17 protein-coding genes are annotated in these 17091 nt (G+C 38.6%); 8 read left to right on the top strand and 9 right to left on the bottom strand.

All coding sequences use genetic code 11. The features are described from left to right. Positions 1-60: 60 nt before the first annotated feature. From Q1K34_RS12470 to clpX, 4 genes are all read left to right on the top strand, one after another. On the top strand, positions 61-402 hold the full coding sequence (locus Q1K34_RS12470) for a phage holin family protein (RefSeq protein WP_300439302.1): 342 nt from the start codon (positions 61-63) through the stop codon (positions 400-402). A gap of 85 nt (positions 403-487) precedes the next feature. Then, positions 488-1810, top strand: a complete 1323-nt coding sequence (gene tig, locus Q1K34_RS12475) for a trigger factor (RefSeq protein ID WP_300439305.1) — start codon at positions 488-490, stop codon at positions 1808-1810. Positions 1811-1919: 109 nt separating this feature from the next. Continuing rightward, positions 1920-2597, top strand: a complete 678-nt coding sequence (clpP, locus tag Q1K34_RS12480) for an ATP-dependent Clp endopeptidase proteolytic subunit ClpP (protein WP_300439309.1) — start codon at positions 1920-1922, stop codon at positions 2595-2597. 45 nt (positions 2598-2642) lie between these two features. Continuing rightward, a complete protein-coding gene (gene clpX, locus Q1K34_RS12485) occupies positions 2643-3875 on the top strand; it encodes an ATP-dependent Clp protease ATP-binding subunit ClpX (protein ID WP_300439312.1) in 1233 nt (410 codons plus the stop codon). Between the two features lie 250 nt (positions 3876-4125). Here clpX and Q1K34_RS12490 read toward each other — a convergent pair whose 3' ends face one another. From Q1K34_RS12490 to Q1K34_RS12510, 5 genes are read right to left on the bottom strand one after another with little or no spacing between them, the layout of a single operon-like run. Continuing rightward, complete coding sequence (locus Q1K34_RS12490) at positions 4126-4947, bottom strand: TPM domain-containing protein (protein ID WP_300439355.1); 822 nt, start codon at positions 4945-4947, stop codon at positions 4126-4128. After that, positions 4907-5350: a TPM domain-containing protein gene (locus tag Q1K34_RS12495; protein WP_300439315.1), complete on the bottom strand. Its 444-nt coding sequence runs from the start codon at positions 5348-5350 to the stop codon at positions 4907-4909. The genes Q1K34_RS12490 and Q1K34_RS12495 overlap by 41 nt, the downstream gene beginning before the upstream one ends. 4 nt (positions 5351-5354) lie before the next feature. Beyond that, a complete protein-coding gene (locus Q1K34_RS12500; protein ID WP_300439318.1) occupies positions 5355-5939 on the bottom strand; it encodes a LemA family protein in 585 nt (194 codons plus the stop codon). A gap of 1 nt (position 5940) precedes the next feature. Continuing rightward, a complete protein-coding gene (locus Q1K34_RS12505) occupies positions 5941-6270 on the bottom strand; it encodes a MerR family transcriptional regulator (RefSeq protein WP_300439321.1) in 330 nt (109 codons plus the stop codon). After that, positions 6270-7247, bottom strand: a complete 978-nt coding sequence (locus Q1K34_RS12510; protein WP_300439324.1) for a M23 family metallopeptidase — start codon at positions 7245-7247, stop codon at positions 6270-6272. The genes Q1K34_RS12505 and Q1K34_RS12510 overlap by 1 nt, the downstream gene beginning before the upstream one ends. A gap of 131 nt (positions 7248-7378) precedes the next feature. Between Q1K34_RS12510 and alaS the strand changes: the two genes are divergently transcribed. The 3 genes from alaS (at position 7379) to Q1K34_RS12525 (ending at position 11920) form a co-directional block, all read left to right on the top strand. Continuing rightward, positions 7379-9994: an alanine--tRNA ligase gene (alaS, locus tag Q1K34_RS12515; protein ID WP_300439327.1), complete on the top strand. Its 2616-nt coding sequence runs from the start codon at positions 7379-7381 to the stop codon at positions 9992-9994. A gap of 46 nt (positions 9995-10040) precedes the next feature. Next, the gene (locus tag Q1K34_RS12520; protein ID WP_300439330.1) at positions 10041-10991 is read left to right on the top strand and encodes a GSCFA domain-containing protein; all 951 of its coding nucleotides are present in this window, start codon (positions 10041-10043) and stop codon (positions 10989-10991) included. A gap of 314 nt (positions 10992-11305) precedes the next feature. After that, positions 11306-11920: a DUF4230 domain-containing protein gene (locus tag Q1K34_RS12525; protein ID WP_300439333.1), complete on the top strand. Its 615-nt coding sequence runs from the start codon at positions 11306-11308 to the stop codon at positions 11918-11920. On the opposite strand, the gene Q1K34_RS12530 is transcribed toward Q1K34_RS12525, so the two are convergent. The 4 genes from Q1K34_RS12530 to Q1K34_RS12545 form a co-directional block, all read right to left on the bottom strand. After that, complete coding sequence (locus Q1K34_RS12530) at positions 11917-13674, bottom strand: aromatic amino acid hydroxylase (protein ID WP_300439336.1); 1758 nt, start codon at positions 13672-13674, stop codon at positions 11917-11919. The genes Q1K34_RS12525 and Q1K34_RS12530 overlap by 4 nt on opposite strands. A 118-nt stretch (positions 13675-13792) precedes the next feature. Next, positions 13793-14335 carry a DUF4136 domain-containing protein gene (locus Q1K34_RS12535; protein WP_300439339.1) on the bottom strand — a complete coding sequence of 181 codons (543 nt, stop codon included), beginning with the start codon at positions 14333-14335 and terminating at the stop codon, positions 13793-13795. Between the two features lie 27 nt (positions 14336-14362). Continuing rightward, positions 14363-16390 (bottom strand): urocanate hydratase, encoded by a 2028-nt coding sequence (locus Q1K34_RS12540; protein WP_300439342.1) that lies wholly within the window; start codon positions 16388-16390, stop codon positions 14363-14365. Between the two features lie 6 nt (positions 16391-16396). Next, positions 16397-16567 carry a DUF5522 domain-containing protein gene (locus Q1K34_RS12545; protein WP_011708162.1) on the bottom strand — a complete coding sequence of 57 codons (171 nt, stop codon included), beginning with the start codon at positions 16565-16567 and terminating at the stop codon, positions 16397-16399. Positions 16568-16599: 32 nt separating this feature from the next. On the opposite strand from Q1K34_RS12545, the gene Q1K34_RS12550 reads away from it, so the two are divergent. Further along, positions 16600-16926 (top strand): hypothetical protein, encoded by a 327-nt coding sequence (locus Q1K34_RS12550; protein ID WP_300439349.1) that lies wholly within the window; start codon positions 16600-16602, stop codon positions 16924-16926. The last annotated feature ends 165 nt before the right edge of the window (positions 16927-17091 follow it).

The raw sequence follows: 17091 nt of genomic DNA on the forward strand, positions 1-17091 counted from the left end.
AAGGTCGGGAAACTCCCGGCCTTTTTTTTGCAACTTTACCAAGAACCAATATTTAAAATTATGAATTTTATATTAAAGCTATTACTAACAGCACTTGCTGTGGTTATCCTCGCCAAGTTGCTTCCGGGAGTGAGCGTAGACAGCTATGTGACTGCGATAATCGTAGCCCTGGTACTTGCACTTTTAAATTTTATAGTGAAACCTATATTAGTTTTGCTTACCCTTCCGGTAACCATCCTAAGCCTGGGATTATTTTTGCTGGTGATTAATGCCATAATCATCTTCCTGGCCGATGGTTTTGTAGGAGGTTTTGATGTAGATGGCTGGCTTATGGCCATAATTTTCAGTTTATTATTATCTCTTATACAGTCAATCCTTTTCTCAATTCTCAAATCAGATTAGATTTAACTGAATTTCAACAAATTGAAACTTTGCAGACTTTAAGAAAAAACGTAATTTTGCACTCCAATTTTTATATTAGATCAAAATGAATATTACCAGAGAGAATATTGATGAATTAAATGCGGTAGTTAAAGTTGATATCGCAAAAGAAGATTATGCCGGTAAAGTAGAGAAGATTTTAAAAGATTACCGTAAGAATGCCAATATTCCCGGTTTTAGAAAAGGTCATGTGCCTATGGGGATGGTTAAGAAGCAATATGGGCAGGCTGTATTGGTAGATGAGGTGAACAAATTGCTTCAGGATAGCCTGAACAAATACCTTACTGAAGAGAAGCTTGATGTATTGGGAAATCCACTTCCGAAGGAACAGGAAAATTTTGATTGGGAAAAAGACGATTACAGCTTCGAGTTTGAGCTAGGAATTGCTCCGGAATTCGACGTAGATCTGGATCTTAAAAAACCAGTGACAAAATATAATATCGTTGCTGATGAGAAAATGGTGAACGATCAAATTGAAAGTATTCAGAAGCAATATGGTAAATTAAAAACCAAAGATGAGGCTGCAGAAGGAGATACGGTTGCAGGAACTTTCAAAAATGAAGAGGAAGGGATTGAAAAGGATACTACGATCGAGCTTTCCAATATTAAAGGAAAACGTAACCTTAATAAATTTGTAGGTGCTAAAGTTGGTGATACGATCACTTTGAAAACGAAAGGTTTATTTGAAGACGATCATGCATTGATCAATCACTTGGGAATTGAGCACGATAAAGCTCACGACCTGGATGTCGAGGTAGAATTTACTATCTCTGAAATCAACGAAAGAGAACTTGCAGATCTTGATCAGGAATTATTTGATAAGCTTTTCGGAAAAGATAAAGTAAAGTCGGTAACCGAATTAAAGGAGAAGATAAAGGAAGATGCTGCAAAACAATTTCAACAGCAGAGCGATCAGCAGTTGATGAACGATATTACCGAAGCTCTTATTGAAGCTACAAATTTTGAATTGCCAAAAGAATTCCTTCAGAAATGGATCCAGACGGTTGGTGAAAAACCAATGACCGAAGAAGAGGCAAAAGAAGAATATGAAAAGAGCGAAAAAGGTCTTCGTTATCAGTTAATCGAAGGAAAGGTGGTAAATGACAACAATCTGAATGTTGACTTTAACGATCTTAAGGAATTTGCTTCAGAAAAGATCAAGCAGCAAATGGCACAATTTGGCCAGATGGATCCTTCCCAAAAAGAACTGGATGATATCGCGGCGAGAATTCTCTCTAATCAGGATGAGGTTAAGAGGCTTTCTGAGCAATTGATGAATGAAAAACTTCTCGAATTTTATAAAGAGAATATGAAATTTGACGAAAAAGAAGTGACTTACGAAGAATTTGTGAAAGCTATTTACGAGTAAGCCTTTTTACGATATATTAATTATCTTTAAGGCGTTAACTCAATCGGGATAACGCCTTTTTTGGTTTTTACCGGTAAATTAATTACAATAGAAAAACAATAGAAAGTTGATGGACTACGGAAAAGAATTTCAAAAATATGCTGTCTCAGATCATAATATAAACAGCAATTATTACGATAAAATTGTTAGTAGCATGCTTCCGCAGGGTATGACTCCTAATATTATAGAAGAACGCCAGATGAATGCTGTGGCGATGGATGTTTTTTCACGATTGATGATGGACAGGATTATTTTCCTTGGTACCGGAATCAATGAGCAGGTAGCTAATATTGTGCAGGCGCAGTTATTGTTCCTGGAAAGCACCGATGCGGCGAAGGATATCCAAATATATATTAACTCCCCGGGAGGAAGTGTGTATGCGGGGCTTGGTATCTATGATACCATGCAGTTCATAAAGCCAGATGTGGCGACTATTTGTACGGGAATGGCAGCTTCTATGGGAGCGGTACTTTTATGCGCAGGTGAAGATGGAAAACGTAGCGGCTTGCCACATTGTCGGGTGATGATTCACCAGCCAATGGGCGGAGCACAGGGACAGGCCAGTGATATAGAGATCACCGCAAGAGAAATTGTTACTTTAAAAGAGGAATTATATAAAATCATAGCCAAACATTCAGGACAAACTTATGAAAGAGTTCATGAGGATAGTGACCGTGATTATTGGATGAAAGCTGAAAAAGCTAAAGAATATGGTATGATTGATGAAGTTTTAAAAAGAGAAGGATAAATAGTATATTACTCAAAACGAAGTAATTACCTGAAAATTTAAATAATGGCGAAAGAAGATTTAGAATGTTCCTTTTGTGGTAGAAAAAAGCCCGAAACCAATCTGCTTATTGCTGGTTTAGATGCCCATATTTGTGATCGTTGTATAGAACAGGCTCACGGAATAGTAGTTGAAGAGTCTAAGCAGGGAGAAGCTCGCGAACTTTCTTCAGACCTTATGCTGAGTAAGCCAAAAAAGATTAAATCGTTTTTGGATGAATACATTATTGGTCAGGAAGAAACCAAGAAAGTAATGTCGGTGGCGGTCTACAATCACTATAAACGATTATTACAACCGGAAAGCGAAGATGATGTAGAGATCCAGAAGAGTAATATAGTGATGGTAGGGGAGACCGGTACTGGGAAAACCCTTATGGCCAGGACTATTGCAAAAATGCTAAATGTACCTCTGGCTATTGTAGATGCTACTGTTTTAACGGAAGCAGGTTATGTGGGAGAGGATGTGGAAGGAATCTTAACCCGCCTTTTACAGGCAGCAGATTATAATACTGAAAAAGCTCAGCGTGGAATCGTATTCATAGATGAAATAGACAAGATTGCCCGTAAAAGTGATAATCCATCTATTACACGTGATGTTTCCGGTGAAGGTGTACAACAGGCACTACTGAAGTTACTTGAGGGAACTACTGTTAACGTGCCACCAAAAGGAGGGCGTAAACATCCCGATCAAAAATTCATTGAAGTAGATACAGAGAATATTTTATTTATTGCCGGTGGTGCTTTTGATGGTATTGAAAGGATTATCAGTAAGCGATTAAATATGCAGGCGGTAGGATTCAGTGCTTCAAAAAGTGAAGATACTATAGAGAGAACCAATCTTCTCAAGTATATTATTCCGAAGGATTTAAAAGAATTTGGGCTGATCCCTGAAATTATTGGGCGTTTACCAGCCTTGACTTATATGAATCCGCTGGATAGAAAAACGCTTAGGGCTATATTAACAGAGCCTAAAAATGCTATTATTAAGCAATATCGAAAGTTGTTTGAAATGGATGATATCGAGTTTGATATCACAGATGATGCTTTGGATTATATTGTAGATAAGGCTGTGGAGTATAAACTCGGAGCTCGGGGACTGCGTTCACTTTGTGAAGCGATTTTAACAGATGCCATGTTTGAATTGCCTGAAAGTAATGAAGATCATTTTACAGTAACCCGTGAATATGCTGATGATAAGCTGAATAAGTCCACTATGAGTAAACTTAAGGCTGTTTCATAGCTACTAGCTATAAGTGTTGAGTTAAAAGAAAAGTTTTAAGTTTTTTATTAGAAAATTATAACAAAAAATGTCCTCAAACTTTGAGGACATTTTTTATATGTACATTTTTCTTAAGTCTTAAGTCTCAAGTCTCAAGTCAAAACTTGGTCTTCGACTGCGCTCAGGCTGACAGGAATTTTGAAAATAACTCTCTCTTTAACTAAAATATTTTTGAATTCCTGATGATTGCTAACTGCTAATTACACTTTAACTACCAGCTTCCTCCGGCGCCACCGCCACCAAAGCCGCCTCCGCCAAAGCCACCGCCAAAGCCGCCTCCGCCCCCGAAACCACCTCCGGAGCTTCCGCCACCAAAACTTCCACGGCCTAATGAACTTAGAATTATAGCATCCCAAAGTACACTGTTTCCAGATCTTCTTCCTCCATTTCTGCCACCACCCCTTTTATTAAACATTGAGATGATAATCATAATAAAAATGAAGAAGAAAATAATGCCTCTTATCGGGATTCCTCCCCCGCCGGAGCCGGAGCGAGGTACTCCTTTAAATGTGCCGTTAAGCACCTGGAAAACAGCGGTGGTTCCCTTATTGAGCCCCGCATATATATTTCCGTTTCTAAATTCAGGAAGAATTATTAGTTCTATGATCTCTTTAGATTTTGCATCGGTAAGGTAAGCTTCAAGTCCGAAGCCAGTGGTCATCCAGATCTTTCTTTCTTCTTTTGCGACCAGAATAAGCAGTCCATTGTCTTTTTCACTCTGGCCAATTCCCCACTCGTGAGCCCAATGGGCGGCATAAGTTCCTTCATATTCGCCTTCCAAAGACTGAATAGTAACTACTACAATCTGGGTAGAAGTAGTATCGGCATAATTTATCAGTTTCTGTTCAAGCCTCTGCTCTTCAGCAGATGAAAGCATATCTGCCTCATCATAAACACTGGTTTGTTCAGAAGGTTTAGGGGGGATATCACGTTGGGCAAGTGTTGTGAATCCTGTTAGAACTATAAATAATAGTAGAAATCGTTTGATAAGCTTAGCCTTTAGAAATTTGATCAGATAATTCGTTTTTATCATTATCATCCCAAGGAAAATGCTTTTGTAACTGCTCCCCGGCTTTAATGACACCTTCTACAAGGCCAGTTTTGTAATTACCTTCTTTAAAATGAGAAACTATAAGGTCTTTGGTGCTTTCCCAAAAATCATCTGCAACTACATCATTGATGCCTTTATCGCCATAGATTACAAAATTTCGATCTTCTACAGCTACATAGATAAGAACCCCATTATCCTGTTTGGTATTATCCATTTTTAGCGCATGGAAAACTTCCATAGCACGATCAAAAATGTCCAGTTCACCGGTGGTGGGCTCTAGATGTACACGAATCTCCCCACTGGTCGTTCTTTCTGCCTGTCTAATCGCCGCTACGATCTCTTCCTCCTCCGCTTTGGTAAGGAATGCTTCCGTCTTTTTGCTCATATCATTAAAAATCAAATTCTACATCTGGGGCATCTTCAGCTCCGGCGTCTGCTTCAAAGCCATCCATCTCATCAAAACCGAATAAAGCGGCGGTGATATTGCTGGGAAATTTTCTTCTGGATTTCTCATATGTGGCCACAGCTTCGTTAAAGCGATCTCTAGCCACATTAATACGATTTTCAGTGCCTTCCAATTGCGATTGTAGCTGAAGGAAATTCTGATTGGCTTTTAGATCGGGATATCTCTCCACGGTTACTAATAGTCTCGATAATGCTGAAGTAACCCCTTGCTGCGCTTCCTGGAACTGCTGAATTTGCGCTGCATCCAGGTTGCTCGCATCTACATTTACAGAGGTGGCCTTTGCCCTGGCTTCAATTACATCAGTTAAAGTTCCTCTTTCAAAATCTGCAGCGCCTTCCACTGTTTTTACAAGATTGCCAATAAGGTCATTCCTTCTCTGGTATGAGCTTTCAACATTATTCCATGCCTGCTCGGCATTCTCCTCGTTATCTACCAGGGAATTATATGGAGAGGCAATTAATATTATTAGAACGATAATAATTCCAATTGGGATAAGCCATTTTTTCATTTTATAACTGATTTTTTAAGTTGACTAGTTCTGCTTTTACACTCTCCAGTTTTCGAATAATTTCAAAATTGGTAAGAGTCTTTTGTTTTTCTTCTTTAAGATGGGTTTTAGCTCCTTCCAGGGTAAATCCCCTTTCTTTTACCAAATGGTAAATAAGTTCAAGGTTTTTGATGTCTTCCGGAGTAAATTTTCTATTTCCCTTGGCGTTCTTCTTTGGTTTGATAACATCAAATTCCTTTTCCCAAAACCTAATTAGGGAGGTGTTCACCTTAAAGGCTTCGGCAACTTCGCCTATACCATAATAACGCTTTTCAGGAAGATTTATGTGCATTAATCAAGTGATTGATTTTCACGTTGTGCCCGTTCAAGGACTTCGTCAAATTCTTCCGGGGAAAGATTTCCGTAATAGAAGTTTATGGGATTAATTCTTTCGTCATCCTTAAAGATCTCATAATGCAGGTGAGGGGCCTCAGAACGACCTGTGCTTCCTACAAATCCTATAACATCACCTCTCTTAACCCGCTGTCCTCTGCGAACATTGTATTTATATAAATGCCCGTAAAGGCTGGTGTAACCATACCCATGATCAATTCTAATATGGTTGCCATAGCCGGTAGACCTGCTGTCGGCTCTTACTACTCGTCCATCTCCGGTCGCATACACGGGAGTGCCGCGTGGAGCGGTAAAGTCCATGCCATAGTGAAATTTTTTGACTTTTGTGAATGGGTCTGTTCTCCATCCATAACCTGAAGCAATTCGGCTTAAATTTTCATTGTTAATCGGTTGAATTGCAGGTATCGCCTCCAATAACTTTCCTTTTTCTTTAGCAAGCCCTGCAATTTCATCTAAAGATTTTGATTGAACCACGAGTCGCTTCGTTAAAACGTCCATTCGCCTGGTAGTTTCCTTTATAAGTTTACTGTTATCAAAACCTTCCAGATCCTTATAGCGGTTAATTCCGCCAAATCCTGCTTTTCTTTGCTCCTCGGGAATTGGATTGGCTTCAAAATAAAGTCTGTAAATATTATTGTCCCTATCTTCAATATTGGCCATTACATCCTGGATTTGATCCATCTTCTTATTTAGAAGCCCGTATTGAAGTTTCATATTTTGTAATTCCCTCTTAAGTGCCTTTTCCTGTGGGGTTTCTATTTGAGGAATGTTCAGATAAATAATGAGAAGTATAAAGCCAGCTAAGAAGGAACCGGTAATGCTTAGCAGAATAATGCCAAAACGCCTGCCTTTTTTTTGCTCGATCTTTTTATAAGAAAGGGTCTCGCTATCGTAATAATATTTAACCTTCGACATGAGTTAAATTTATGCTATTTTTGTGTCTGGAAACGGCTCAAATACCGTGTGATTTAATACGGTTAACGAACAAATATATGAATTGTTTTGCCGTCTTCATAATTTAATGAATTTTGCAAGAAAATAACTGAATGAAGTCACAAGATATCCGCAAACAGTTTCTCGATTTTTTTAAATCTAAATCACACAGTATAGTGCCATCGGCACCTATGGTTTTAAAAGATGATCCTACCCTGATGTTTACCAATGCAGGGATGGTACAGTTCAAGGAATTTTTTCTTGGGAATTCCGTGCCAAAAAATAATCGTGCAACCGATACCCAAAAATGTCTTCGTGTTAGCGGTAAGCATAATGATCTTGAGGAGGTTGGTCATGATACCTATCATCATACAATGTTTGAAATGCTTGGGAACTGGAGTTTTGGGGATTACTTTAAAGAGGAAGCGATTAACTGGGCCTGGGAGTTATTAACCGAGGTCTATAAGATAAAGCCTGAAAACCTGTATGTTTCCGTTTTTGAAGGTAGTGAAGATCGGGATAATCTTGGATTGGATAATGAAGCTCTGGAGCTCTGGAAAAAGATAGTTCCCGAAGAGAGGATCATCTATGGGAACAAAAAAGATAATTTCTGGGAAATGGGAGACCAGGGGCCATGCGGACCTTGTTCAGAAATTCATATAGATATACGTTCCGAAGAAGAGAAGGCTAAAACTCCGGGTAGAGAACTCGTAAATATGGATCATCCTCAGGTGGTGGAGATCTGGAACCTGGTTTTTATGCAATATAATCGCAAAGCCAACGGCGATCTTGAAGAATTACCGGCCAAACATATTGATACCGGGATGGGCTTTGAGCGTCTTTGTATGGTGTTGCAGGACAAAAAATCTAATTATGATACCGATGTTTTTACCCCGCTGATTTTTGAAATTGAAAACATCACAGGAGTAAAATATAATACTTCCGAAGAGAATAATATCGCGATGAGAGTGATCGCAGATCACGTTAGGGCGGTAGCATTTTCTATTGCAGACGGGCAGTTGCCCAGCAATACCGGAGCGGGTTATGTAATTCGACGAATATTACGAAGGGCGATTAGATATGGATTCACCTTTCTCAATACAAAAGATCCATTTATCTATAAGTTAGTACCGGTTTTAAGTGCTCAAATGGGAAGCACTTTTTCTGAACTTAAATCCCAACAAAATTTAATTGAAAATGTGATTCGAGAAGAAGAAGCTTCTTTTCTAAGAACACTGGATCAGGGATTGGTTTTATTGGAAAATCTACTGAAAGATGCTAAGGATAAAATCATTTCAGGGGAGAAGGCTTTTGAACTTTACGATACTTTCGGGTTTCCTATAGATCTTACGGCTCTCATCTTAAGAGAAAATGGGTATGAACTTGACGAAAAAGGCTTTGAAGCTAAACTTAAAAAGCAAAAAGATCGTTCTCGTGAGGCTACAGCTGTGAGTGCCGGTGATTGGGTTGAGTTAAATCCAGTTGAAGATGAAGCCTTTATAGGCTATGATGAGTTGGAAGCTGATGTGAAGATCGCGAAATACCGCAAAGTGGAATCGAAGAAAAAGGGTGAGATGTACCAGGTGGTATTAAGCAAAACCCCTTTCTATCCTGAAGGCGGTGGACAGGTGGGCGATAAAGGGATTATACTTTCTTCGGAAGGTGAAGCGATCGATGTATTAGATACTAAAAAAGAAAATAATCAAATTGTTCATTTTACCAGGGAGCTTCCAAAAAATACTGAAGCAGCATTTAAAGCCATTGTCAATAGAACAGAAAGGACTAATACAGCTTCTAATCATACCGCCACGCATTTATTGCACCAGGCTTTAAGAAGTATTTTGGGCAAGCATGTAGAACAAAAAGGATCCATGGTGCAAAGTGGTTATCTCAGATTCGATTTTTCACATTTTAGTAAGGTGACTTCGGAAGAATTGGAGAAAGTGGAGAATTTTGTAAATGCCCGCATTCGGGAGAATATTCGCCTTGATGAACAACGGGGCATCTCTTATCAGGAAGCTCTGGATCAGGGAGCGATAGCCTTATTCGGTGAAAAATATGGCGATTCGGTAAGGGCGATCCGGTTTGGGGAATCCATGGAATTATGTGGTGGCACCCATGTGCAGACTACCTCAGATATCTGGTATTTTAAAATTACGGGAGAATCGGCGGTTGCTTCAGGAATTAGGAGAATCGAGGCTATTACAGGTGAGGCTGCCATGAAATATTTTGAAGAACAGACCAGCATTCTTGAAGAGATTAAAAGCGGATTGAAGAATGCAAACGATCCCGTAAAAGCTATAAATAATCTTCAGGAAGAGAATACTGTGCTTAAAAGACAGGTAGAGAGTCTATTAAAAGATAAGGCTAAGAGTTTAAAATCAGATTTAAAACATGAAGTTAAAGCTGTTAATGGAGTTAATTTTCTTTCGAAGAAGGTAGATTTGGATGCAGCCGGTATAAAAGATCTATCTTTTCAGTTAGGAGAGGAGATAAATGATCTCTTCTTACTCTTCGGAACAGAACTAAACGGCAAAGCCTTACTCTCCTGCTTTATCTCTAAAAACCTGGTGAAGGAAAAAGAGCTGAATGCAGGACAAATAGTTCGTGAGCTGGGTAAATATATCCAGGGGGGTGGTGGAGGTCAACCTTTCTTCGCGACTGCGGGAGGGAAAAATCCTGATGGGCTTAACGAAGCGTTGCAAAAAGCTGAAAGTTTTATAAAATAACATTTAAAATCCCGGAATATCGCCGGGATTTTTTTAATTTAAAGTTATGGATTTCAGGACACATGTTCCGGTTAAGGATGGTACTCCCAAGATTGATCATACTTCAGGAGTTTTTTTAATTGGTTCCTGTTTTGTTGAAAATATCGGTGATAAACTCAAATGGTTTAAATTGAAAAGCCTTCAAAATCCTTCTGGAATTATTTTCCATCCTTCTCCTATAAGACAGTTTTTTCAACGAATGTCTAATAATGAAGAATTTCAGAAAAAGGATGTGCTTGAATTTAATGGATATTGGCAGTCATTAGAAGCGCATTCAGATATGCGAAGAGAGACCCAGGAAGATTGTCTGGAGGCTCTGAATGGTCAATTAAAAATAGGTAGGGAATTCATCGAAAATTCATCTCATGTTATTATTAGCCTTGGTACTGCCTGGGGATATATTTATGAAAATACAGAGAAAATAGCGGCAAACTGCCATAAGATTCCGCAGAAAAAGTTTAAAAAAGAACTCTCTTCTATTAATGAAATTATAAACGACCTGGAAGTTATTAATCACTCCGTTTCACAGATAAATCAAAATACCACCCTAATTTTTACAATTTCACCGGTGAGACATTTAAAAGACGGTTTTCAGGAAAATCAACGCAGTAAAGCACACTTAATAGCGGCGGTTCATCAATTTTTAGAGTCTAATCCCATGACCTCCTATTTTCCCTCTTATGAAATCCTTATGGACGAACTTAGAGATTATAGATTTTATGCCGATGATATGTTACATCCTAATAATTTAGCTATAGAATACATTTGGAAGATGTTTTCAGAAAATTGGTTTACTGAAAGATCATTAGGGTTAAATCGCGAAATTGACAAAATTCAAAAGCAACTTTCTCACCGACCACACGCAGAAGACTCTCCTTCACATAAGAAATTTCTTACGAAATTACAAGCTAAAATCGAGGAAATTCATAAAAATTACCCTGAAATTACTTTTTCCTAGCCCTTGTCCTTATTGGGATAGCTTAATCTTTAATCTTCAGATTATATATTTTTCATGCTTTATATTAAAATAATCGTATTTTTACCAGGTAGATCATAAATAATTTACGTCTGTTTTTATTCTTTAATATTATATAATCAGATAATTATAAATGATTTGCTTTCTAAAATTTGTTGGGGTAGATTTTAGAATATACTAACGGACGGGTGGGGCCGTCCTTTAGTTTTTATTCATAATTTTAACTTTCTTTTCGAATTCAAAAACCCTCATACTCTTCCTTTTTTTTCTAATTTCCCTTTCCTAAATAAATTTTCATGAAAAATATTCTATTAGTCATTTTAATGCTTGCTGTAGTAATCTTAGGATTATTGTACTGGCAACAGAGGAATGATGAGAAAGAAAGTTTAAAGGAAAACACTGCACTTATTCAGGAGCAAATTAGAAACGTGGGGAAACTTGTTGTGACTGAAGGTACTTTTTCCCAGGTGTTCACATATAAGAATTCAAAGAGTTTTTATTTTGATGTCTTGTCTGCCCGCAAGAAGGCGCTTATCGTGGTGAATGCGGAAGTGAGTATAGCTTATGATTTAAGTAAGCTGAATATTGAAGTTGATGAAAAAGAAAAAAGGGTCATTATAAAGAAGATTCCAAAGGAAGAGATAAATATCAACCCTAATATCAAATATTATGATGTTACACAGGATTATCTTAATCAGTTTGAAGCTGAAGATTATAACAAGATCAAGTCCCGTATTGAAAAGGGATTGAATGAAAAAATTGAAAATTCAACTTTAAAATCGAATGCCAAGAACAGGCTGATCAGCGAGCTCCAAAAAATCTATATTCTTACAAATACAATGGGTTGGACCCTGGAATATCAGAACCGGCTCATTGAAAATTCAGAAAGTCTGGATGATTTAAAAATCTAGGGAGTTACCATTTTGCTTATAGTCATTTCTATACCGTCATCTATAAGATGTGCAACTTCAGGCCTTTCTTCTTTGATCTCCTGTAATCGGTTTTTTACTTCTTTTGCTAAGTTTGGTTCAAGGTCCATCGCCAATTCATAAATCTCTATCGAAAGCAACCAGTCTTTTACATGATGTTTCTTTACGATATCGAATGCTGCAGATAGAGAAAATTTAGCGTTTTTCCCATCTCGTATATTTCTTACCGATCTATAAAGCGATTCCAGTTCCTCCCGTTCTGGGGTTTTCTTGCTTTTGATCGTTGTGGTAGAGGGTGTGTGGGTTATAAGATCAAATGAATTGTGATCTGCCGGACCCGCAAAGGCTGAGATCACCTTTTTTCCCACGGCCATATCATATTGGCCCCATTCAGGCTTGAATAGCACTTCATCATGGTAAGTTACGCTACAATTTTTAAAGCTAATTAGGATTATTTTTCCCTGTAGGTTTCTGGTCCCGGTAATAATCTCTCCTTCCACTTTTATACCTCCTTCAAATTCAAGCTGGACATTTTCCCCTTCATAAATAGCGTAAGCCCTAAGATCTCGTGGACTCATATCTTCGATCGCCAGGTTGATGCCCTTTAGGCTACCAATTGGTGAACCGAAACCTTCCGGGTGTGTGGAAACTCCATGCCCAACCAGTTCTTTTTCTCTGTACGATAATCCGGTCTTTCCTTTAGTTTGTATATATATTGGATTTCCTTCGTGCTCGATAACCCTTGAAAAATTTCCTGAGACCTGAATTCCTGTACTAAACTCTATGGTTCCAAGATTTTTGGAATCTATCAGTTTTTGTATTCCTTCCAGGCCACCTCTTCTTAAAGCCATTTTATTGGCGAATTCTTCCAGAACAAGACTTAGATGGGCAAAATCTGGTGTTACAAAAAGCTGAGGCTGTGGCTTTGTGATATCAAATTCCTTTTTAGCAGCTTCAATGGTATAAGGGAATTTTTCTACCGCAGCGGTCATGCAGGATTTACTTTCTCCAATTGAGGATAATAATCCGGCACCGTATATTTTAGGATCTTCAACTGTGCCTATCAGGCCATATTCTACAGTCCACCAATGTAAATTTCTAATCTGGGCCATTTCGCTTGGCTTAACTTCAGCGTTTTGAAGTTCATCCACTCTTTTCTCAACTTCTTTAATTTTTTCCTTTGGAGTATCTTCCGCCTCTTTTAGAATGGAAAGTTCCCGAATAGCTTCATAAACCTCATAATCGTGGGAACTCGATATAGCTTTGCAGCCAATCTCTCCAAAACGTCTTAAATACTCGGCATATTCAGGATTTGCAATAATCGGGGCATGTCCTGCGCCTTCATGAATAATGTCTGGGGCGGGTGTATATTCTATATGCTCCAGTTGCCTGATATCACTGGCAATTACCAAAACATTATATGCCTGGAATTCCATAAAAGCAGCTGGAGGAATAAATCCATCCACGGCAACTGCCGCCCAGCCAATTTCCTCGAGGATACGGTTCATTCCATACATATTTGGAATGCTATCTATAGATATACCAGTTTTTTTTAAGCCCTCAAGATAGGAGTCGTGAGCAACCTTGCTTAGATAATCTACATTCTTTCGCATTACATAACGCCAGACAGCCTGGTTAATAGGGCTGTAATCATCATAATTCTGAGGTTTTATATATTGCTGAAGATGGGCAGGTAACCTGTCGAGTATCTCGTTGGATTGTATATTATCTAACATGATTGAGTTTCACTAAAACGTTTGCGTTAAAAGTACAAAATTTGTCAAAGAAAAGGAAAGATATTAGCTAGCTATTAGGTATAAAGAAGCCCCTTAAAAAGGGGCTTTAATCATTTATCTATTTCTCCATGCCAGGAGGATATTTCTCCATGATCTTGGCAACTATTTCATTGATTCGTTCCTGCTTTCTATTTACTTTGCTGGCAAGCGCGGCAGTTCCCATTCCCTGCCAAACCAGTTCTTTACCTTCAGAATCTATAAGATCTATATAAAGGGTGCCTTCACTGGTGCTGTTCACGGTATTGAATCCGCTTCCCCAATACCAGGGATTCCAACCCCATCCATATCCCCAATACGGATATGCATTGTTGTAGATATTAATATTTTCATTGGTCTTGGTAAAAATACTCACAAGGAGATCTGGGTCTTCAGATTTAGTAAAACCTTTTTTCTCCATTTCAGATTCAATAGCTCTTAAAATTCTTTTCTTGTCAAGATCAGAAATTTCAGCTTTATCTATTCCGGGTTTAAAGAAAGCATAGGTTCCATAATTAGTGAAATTGGCTTCCCGATCATAATCTGAAGCAACCTTTACACTGCTGCATGAAGTTAATACTACTGCGAATAGTAGTAAAACAGGAGTAATTCTAAGAAAATTCATAGATTAAGTTTTAAAATTGAAAATTTTTTAATCCAAAAGATCCGGATCTACTAGATTAGGGATGGTAACCTTTAACTGCGGGTTCATTTTCATGGCACGCTTTGCAGTAAAAATTGCTTCTTCATTCCTGGCCCAGGATCTACGGGCAATACCGTTATTTACATCCCAGAATAACATAGATTTTAATCGGTCTTCTGATGCTTTATCACCTTCAAGAATCATGCCGAAGCCTCCATTAACGACCTCTCCCCAGCCAACACCACCGCCATTATGAATGCTTACCCAGGTAGCTCCACGAAAACTATCACCTATAACATTTTGAATTGCCATATCTGCGGTATAACGTGAGCCGTCATAAATATTAGAAGTTTCACGGTATGGAGAGTCTGTTCCTGAGACATCATGGTGATCTCGTCCCAGTACTACAGGTCCTATTTCTCCCCGGCCTATTGCATCATTAAAAGCTTTGGCAATGGCGGTCCTTCCCTCGGCATCTGCGTAGAGTATCCTGGCTTTAGATCCAACCACCAGTTTGTTTTCCTGAGCGCCTTTGATCCACTGAATATTGTCCTGCATCTGTTGCTGAATTTCAGCCGGAGAGTCTTCTTTTAAATTCGTGAGTACTTCAGTGGCAATCTCATCTGTTTTCTGAAGGTCCTCATCTTTTCCGGAAGCACACACCCATCTAAACGGCCCGAATCCATAATCAAAACACATGGGTCCCATAATATCCTGAACATAACTTGGATAAGCCCAGGTCCCGGTCCCTTCCCTAGGGGAAGGAGAGTTTGAGAATTCTCCGTTGTGATCTTTATATATTTTCGCTCCCGCTCTGGATGCTTCCAGTAAAAAAGCATTTCCGTAGTCAAAAAAATAAGTCCCCTTCTTAGAATGTTTATTTATAGCTGTAACCTGTCTTCTCAAACTTTCCTGAACTTTTTCTTTAAAAAGTGCCGGGTTTGAAGCCATCATTTCGTTAGCTTCTTCAAAACCTAATCCTACTGGATAGTATCCTCCGGCCCAGGGATTGTGAAGCGATGTTTGATCACTTCCAAGGTCTATAAAAATATCGTTCTCGGCGAAATATTCCCAGATCTCCACCACATTTCCCGGGTAAGCGATAGAAACTACCTCTTTTTCTGCTTTCGCTTTTTTAACCCTATTGGCAAGTTTTTCAATATCATCTATCACTTCATCTACCCAGGCCTGTTTATGCCTGGTTTGAGTGGCTTTTGGGTTTACTTCGGCGCAAACAGTGATACAACCGGCGATATTTCCAGCTTTTGGCTGAGCACCGCTCATTCCTCCCAATCCGGAGGTGACGAATAATTTTCCTTCAAGTCCTTCTCCGGTTTTGGAAATTTTTCTTCCGGCATTCAAGACGGTAATGGTCGTCCCGTGAACAATTCCCTGCGGACCTATATACATAAAACTTCCAGCGGTCATCTGTCCGTATTGAGTTACTCCAAGTGCGTTAAATTTTTCCCAGTCGTCAGGTTTAGAGTAATTCGGGATCATCATTCCATTTGTAACCACAACCCGTGGCGCATTAGGATGCGAAGGGAATAAGCCCATAGGGTGGCCGGAATACATTACCAACGTCTGGTGGTTGTCCATCATCGCCAGGTACTGCATAGTCAATCTATACTGTGCCCAGTTTTGAAATACAGCTCCATTCCCGCCATAGGTAATCAATTCCTCCGGGTGCTGCGCAACTTGAGGATCCAGGTTGTTTTGGATCATAAGCATGATCCCTTTTGCCTGAACACTTTTTCCGGGATATTCATCTATGGGTCTGGCGTAAAAATCATAATCTGGTTTAAATCTGTACATATAGATCCTGCCATATTTTTCCAGTTCTTCCTTAAATTCATGCAGTAAAGTTTTATGATGTTTTTTATCAAAATATCTTAAAGCATTTTCTAAAGCCAGTTTTTTTTCATCTTCATCCAGAATATCTTTTCGTTTTGGAGCGTGATTCAGAGATTCATCATATGCTTTTGGGCTAGGTAATTCATCGGGGATTCCTTCAAGTATCTGGTCCTTAAAATTCATTCTGTATTATTCTTGGGAATTCGTTTTTTTATTATATCCGTATGGGCAGTGCCTGCAACCACTTTCACAGCAATAACCTCTTTTTAGGTGATATTGTTCAGTAAAACAACGGTAGCCTTCTGGAGTAAGATAGTAATCTCCATCTTCTAACGGAATTCTTTTTTTCTGAAAATTCATAGGGCTAAAATACAATTTCTTATCTTGAAAGCATGATTTTGATCGTGAACAAAAAGCTACTTTCCGGCAGATTTAAAGGCATTAGCCTTTGGCCTTTTGTTATACTTCAGAATAAGTATTTAAAGCAGGACGTACTTTTTTTGAACCATGAAAAAATACATCTTAGGCAACAAATGGAACTGCTGGTTATTTTTTTTTATGTATGGTATGCGATAGAATTTTTTGTTCGCTATCTGGATTGTCGTAATGGAATGCTGGCTTATCGAAATATAAGTTTTGAGAGGGAAGCTTATCGGCGTGAAAGCGATCTAAAATATCTGGAAAAAAGACCATTCTGGGCTTTTCTGAAATTTCTCTAAATCTCGTCAAGCGGAGACCCGTGATATAAAATTACCTAGCTTAGGAAATTGACATATTTTATTAAGATACTTGTTCATTTTATCCATTGATGAAAAACTGTGCATTCCTATCCCTTTGGTCGTCGGATGCATTCAAAATCCAGGTTTACGAAACTCTATCTAAAT

This window comes from Christiangramia sp. (assembly GCF_029937855.1).
Taxonomy (GTDB): Bacteria; Bacteroidota; Bacteroidia; order Flavobacteriales; family Flavobacteriaceae; genus Christiangramia.

Excerpts from the sequence above, each read along its gene's own strand:
- Q1K34_RS12520 (WP_300439330.1), top strand. The coding sequence starts at position 10,041 with ATGGATTTCAGGACACATGTTCCGGTTAAGGATGGTACTCCCAAGATT.
- tig (WP_300439305.1), top strand. The coding sequence starts at position 488 with ATGAATATTACCAGAGAGAATATTGATGAATTAAATGCGGTAGTTAAA.
- Q1K34_RS12510 (WP_300439324.1), bottom strand. The coding sequence starts at position 7,247 with ATGTCGAAGGTTAAATATTATTACGATAGCGAGACCCTTTCTTATAAA.
- clpX (WP_300439312.1), top strand. The coding sequence starts at position 2,643 with ATGGCGAAAGAAGATTTAGAATGTTCCTTTTGTGGTAGAAAAAAGCCC.
- clpP (WP_300439309.1), top strand. The coding sequence starts at position 1,920 with ATGGACTACGGAAAAGAATTTCAAAAATATGCTGTCTCAGATCATAAT.
- Q1K34_RS12490 (WP_300439355.1), bottom strand. The coding sequence starts at position 4,947 with ATGATAAAAACGAATTATCTGATCAAATTTCTAAAGGCTAAGCTTATC.
- Q1K34_RS12500 (WP_300439318.1), bottom strand. The coding sequence starts at position 5,939 with ATGAAAAAATGGCTTATCCCAATTGGAATTATTATCGTTCTAATAATA.
- Q1K34_RS12525 (WP_300439333.1), top strand. The coding sequence starts at position 11,306 with ATGAAAAATATTCTATTAGTCATTTTAATGCTTGCTGTAGTAATCTTA.
- Q1K34_RS12495 (WP_300439315.1), bottom strand. The coding sequence starts at position 5,350 with ATGAGCAAAAAGACGGAAGCATTCCTTACCAAAGCGGAGGAGGAAGAG.
- Q1K34_RS12540 (WP_300439342.1), bottom strand. The coding sequence starts at position 16,390 with ATGAATTTTAAGGACCAGATACTTGAAGGAATCCCCGATGAATTACCT.
- Q1K34_RS12545 (WP_011708162.1), bottom strand. The coding sequence starts at position 16,567 with ATGAATTTTCAGAAAAAAAGAATTCCGTTAGAAGATGGAGATTACTAT.
- Q1K34_RS12550 (WP_300439349.1), top strand. The coding sequence starts at position 16,600 with ATGATTTTGATCGTGAACAAAAAGCTACTTTCCGGCAGATTTAAAGGC.
- alaS (WP_300439327.1), top strand. The coding sequence starts at position 7,379 with ATGAAGTCACAAGATATCCGCAAACAGTTTCTCGATTTTTTTAAATCT.
- Q1K34_RS12535 (WP_300439339.1), bottom strand. The coding sequence starts at position 14,335 with ATGAATTTTCTTAGAATTACTCCTGTTTTACTACTATTCGCAGTAGTA.
- Q1K34_RS12530 (WP_300439336.1), bottom strand. The coding sequence starts at position 13,674 with ATGTTAGATAATATACAATCCAACGAGATACTCGACAGGTTACCTGCC.
- Q1K34_RS12470 (WP_300439302.1), top strand. The coding sequence starts at position 61 with ATGAATTTTATATTAAAGCTATTACTAACAGCACTTGCTGTGGTTATC.
- Q1K34_RS12505 (WP_300439321.1), bottom strand. The coding sequence starts at position 6,270 with ATGCACATAAATCTTCCTGAAAAGCGTTATTATGGTATAGGCGAAGTT.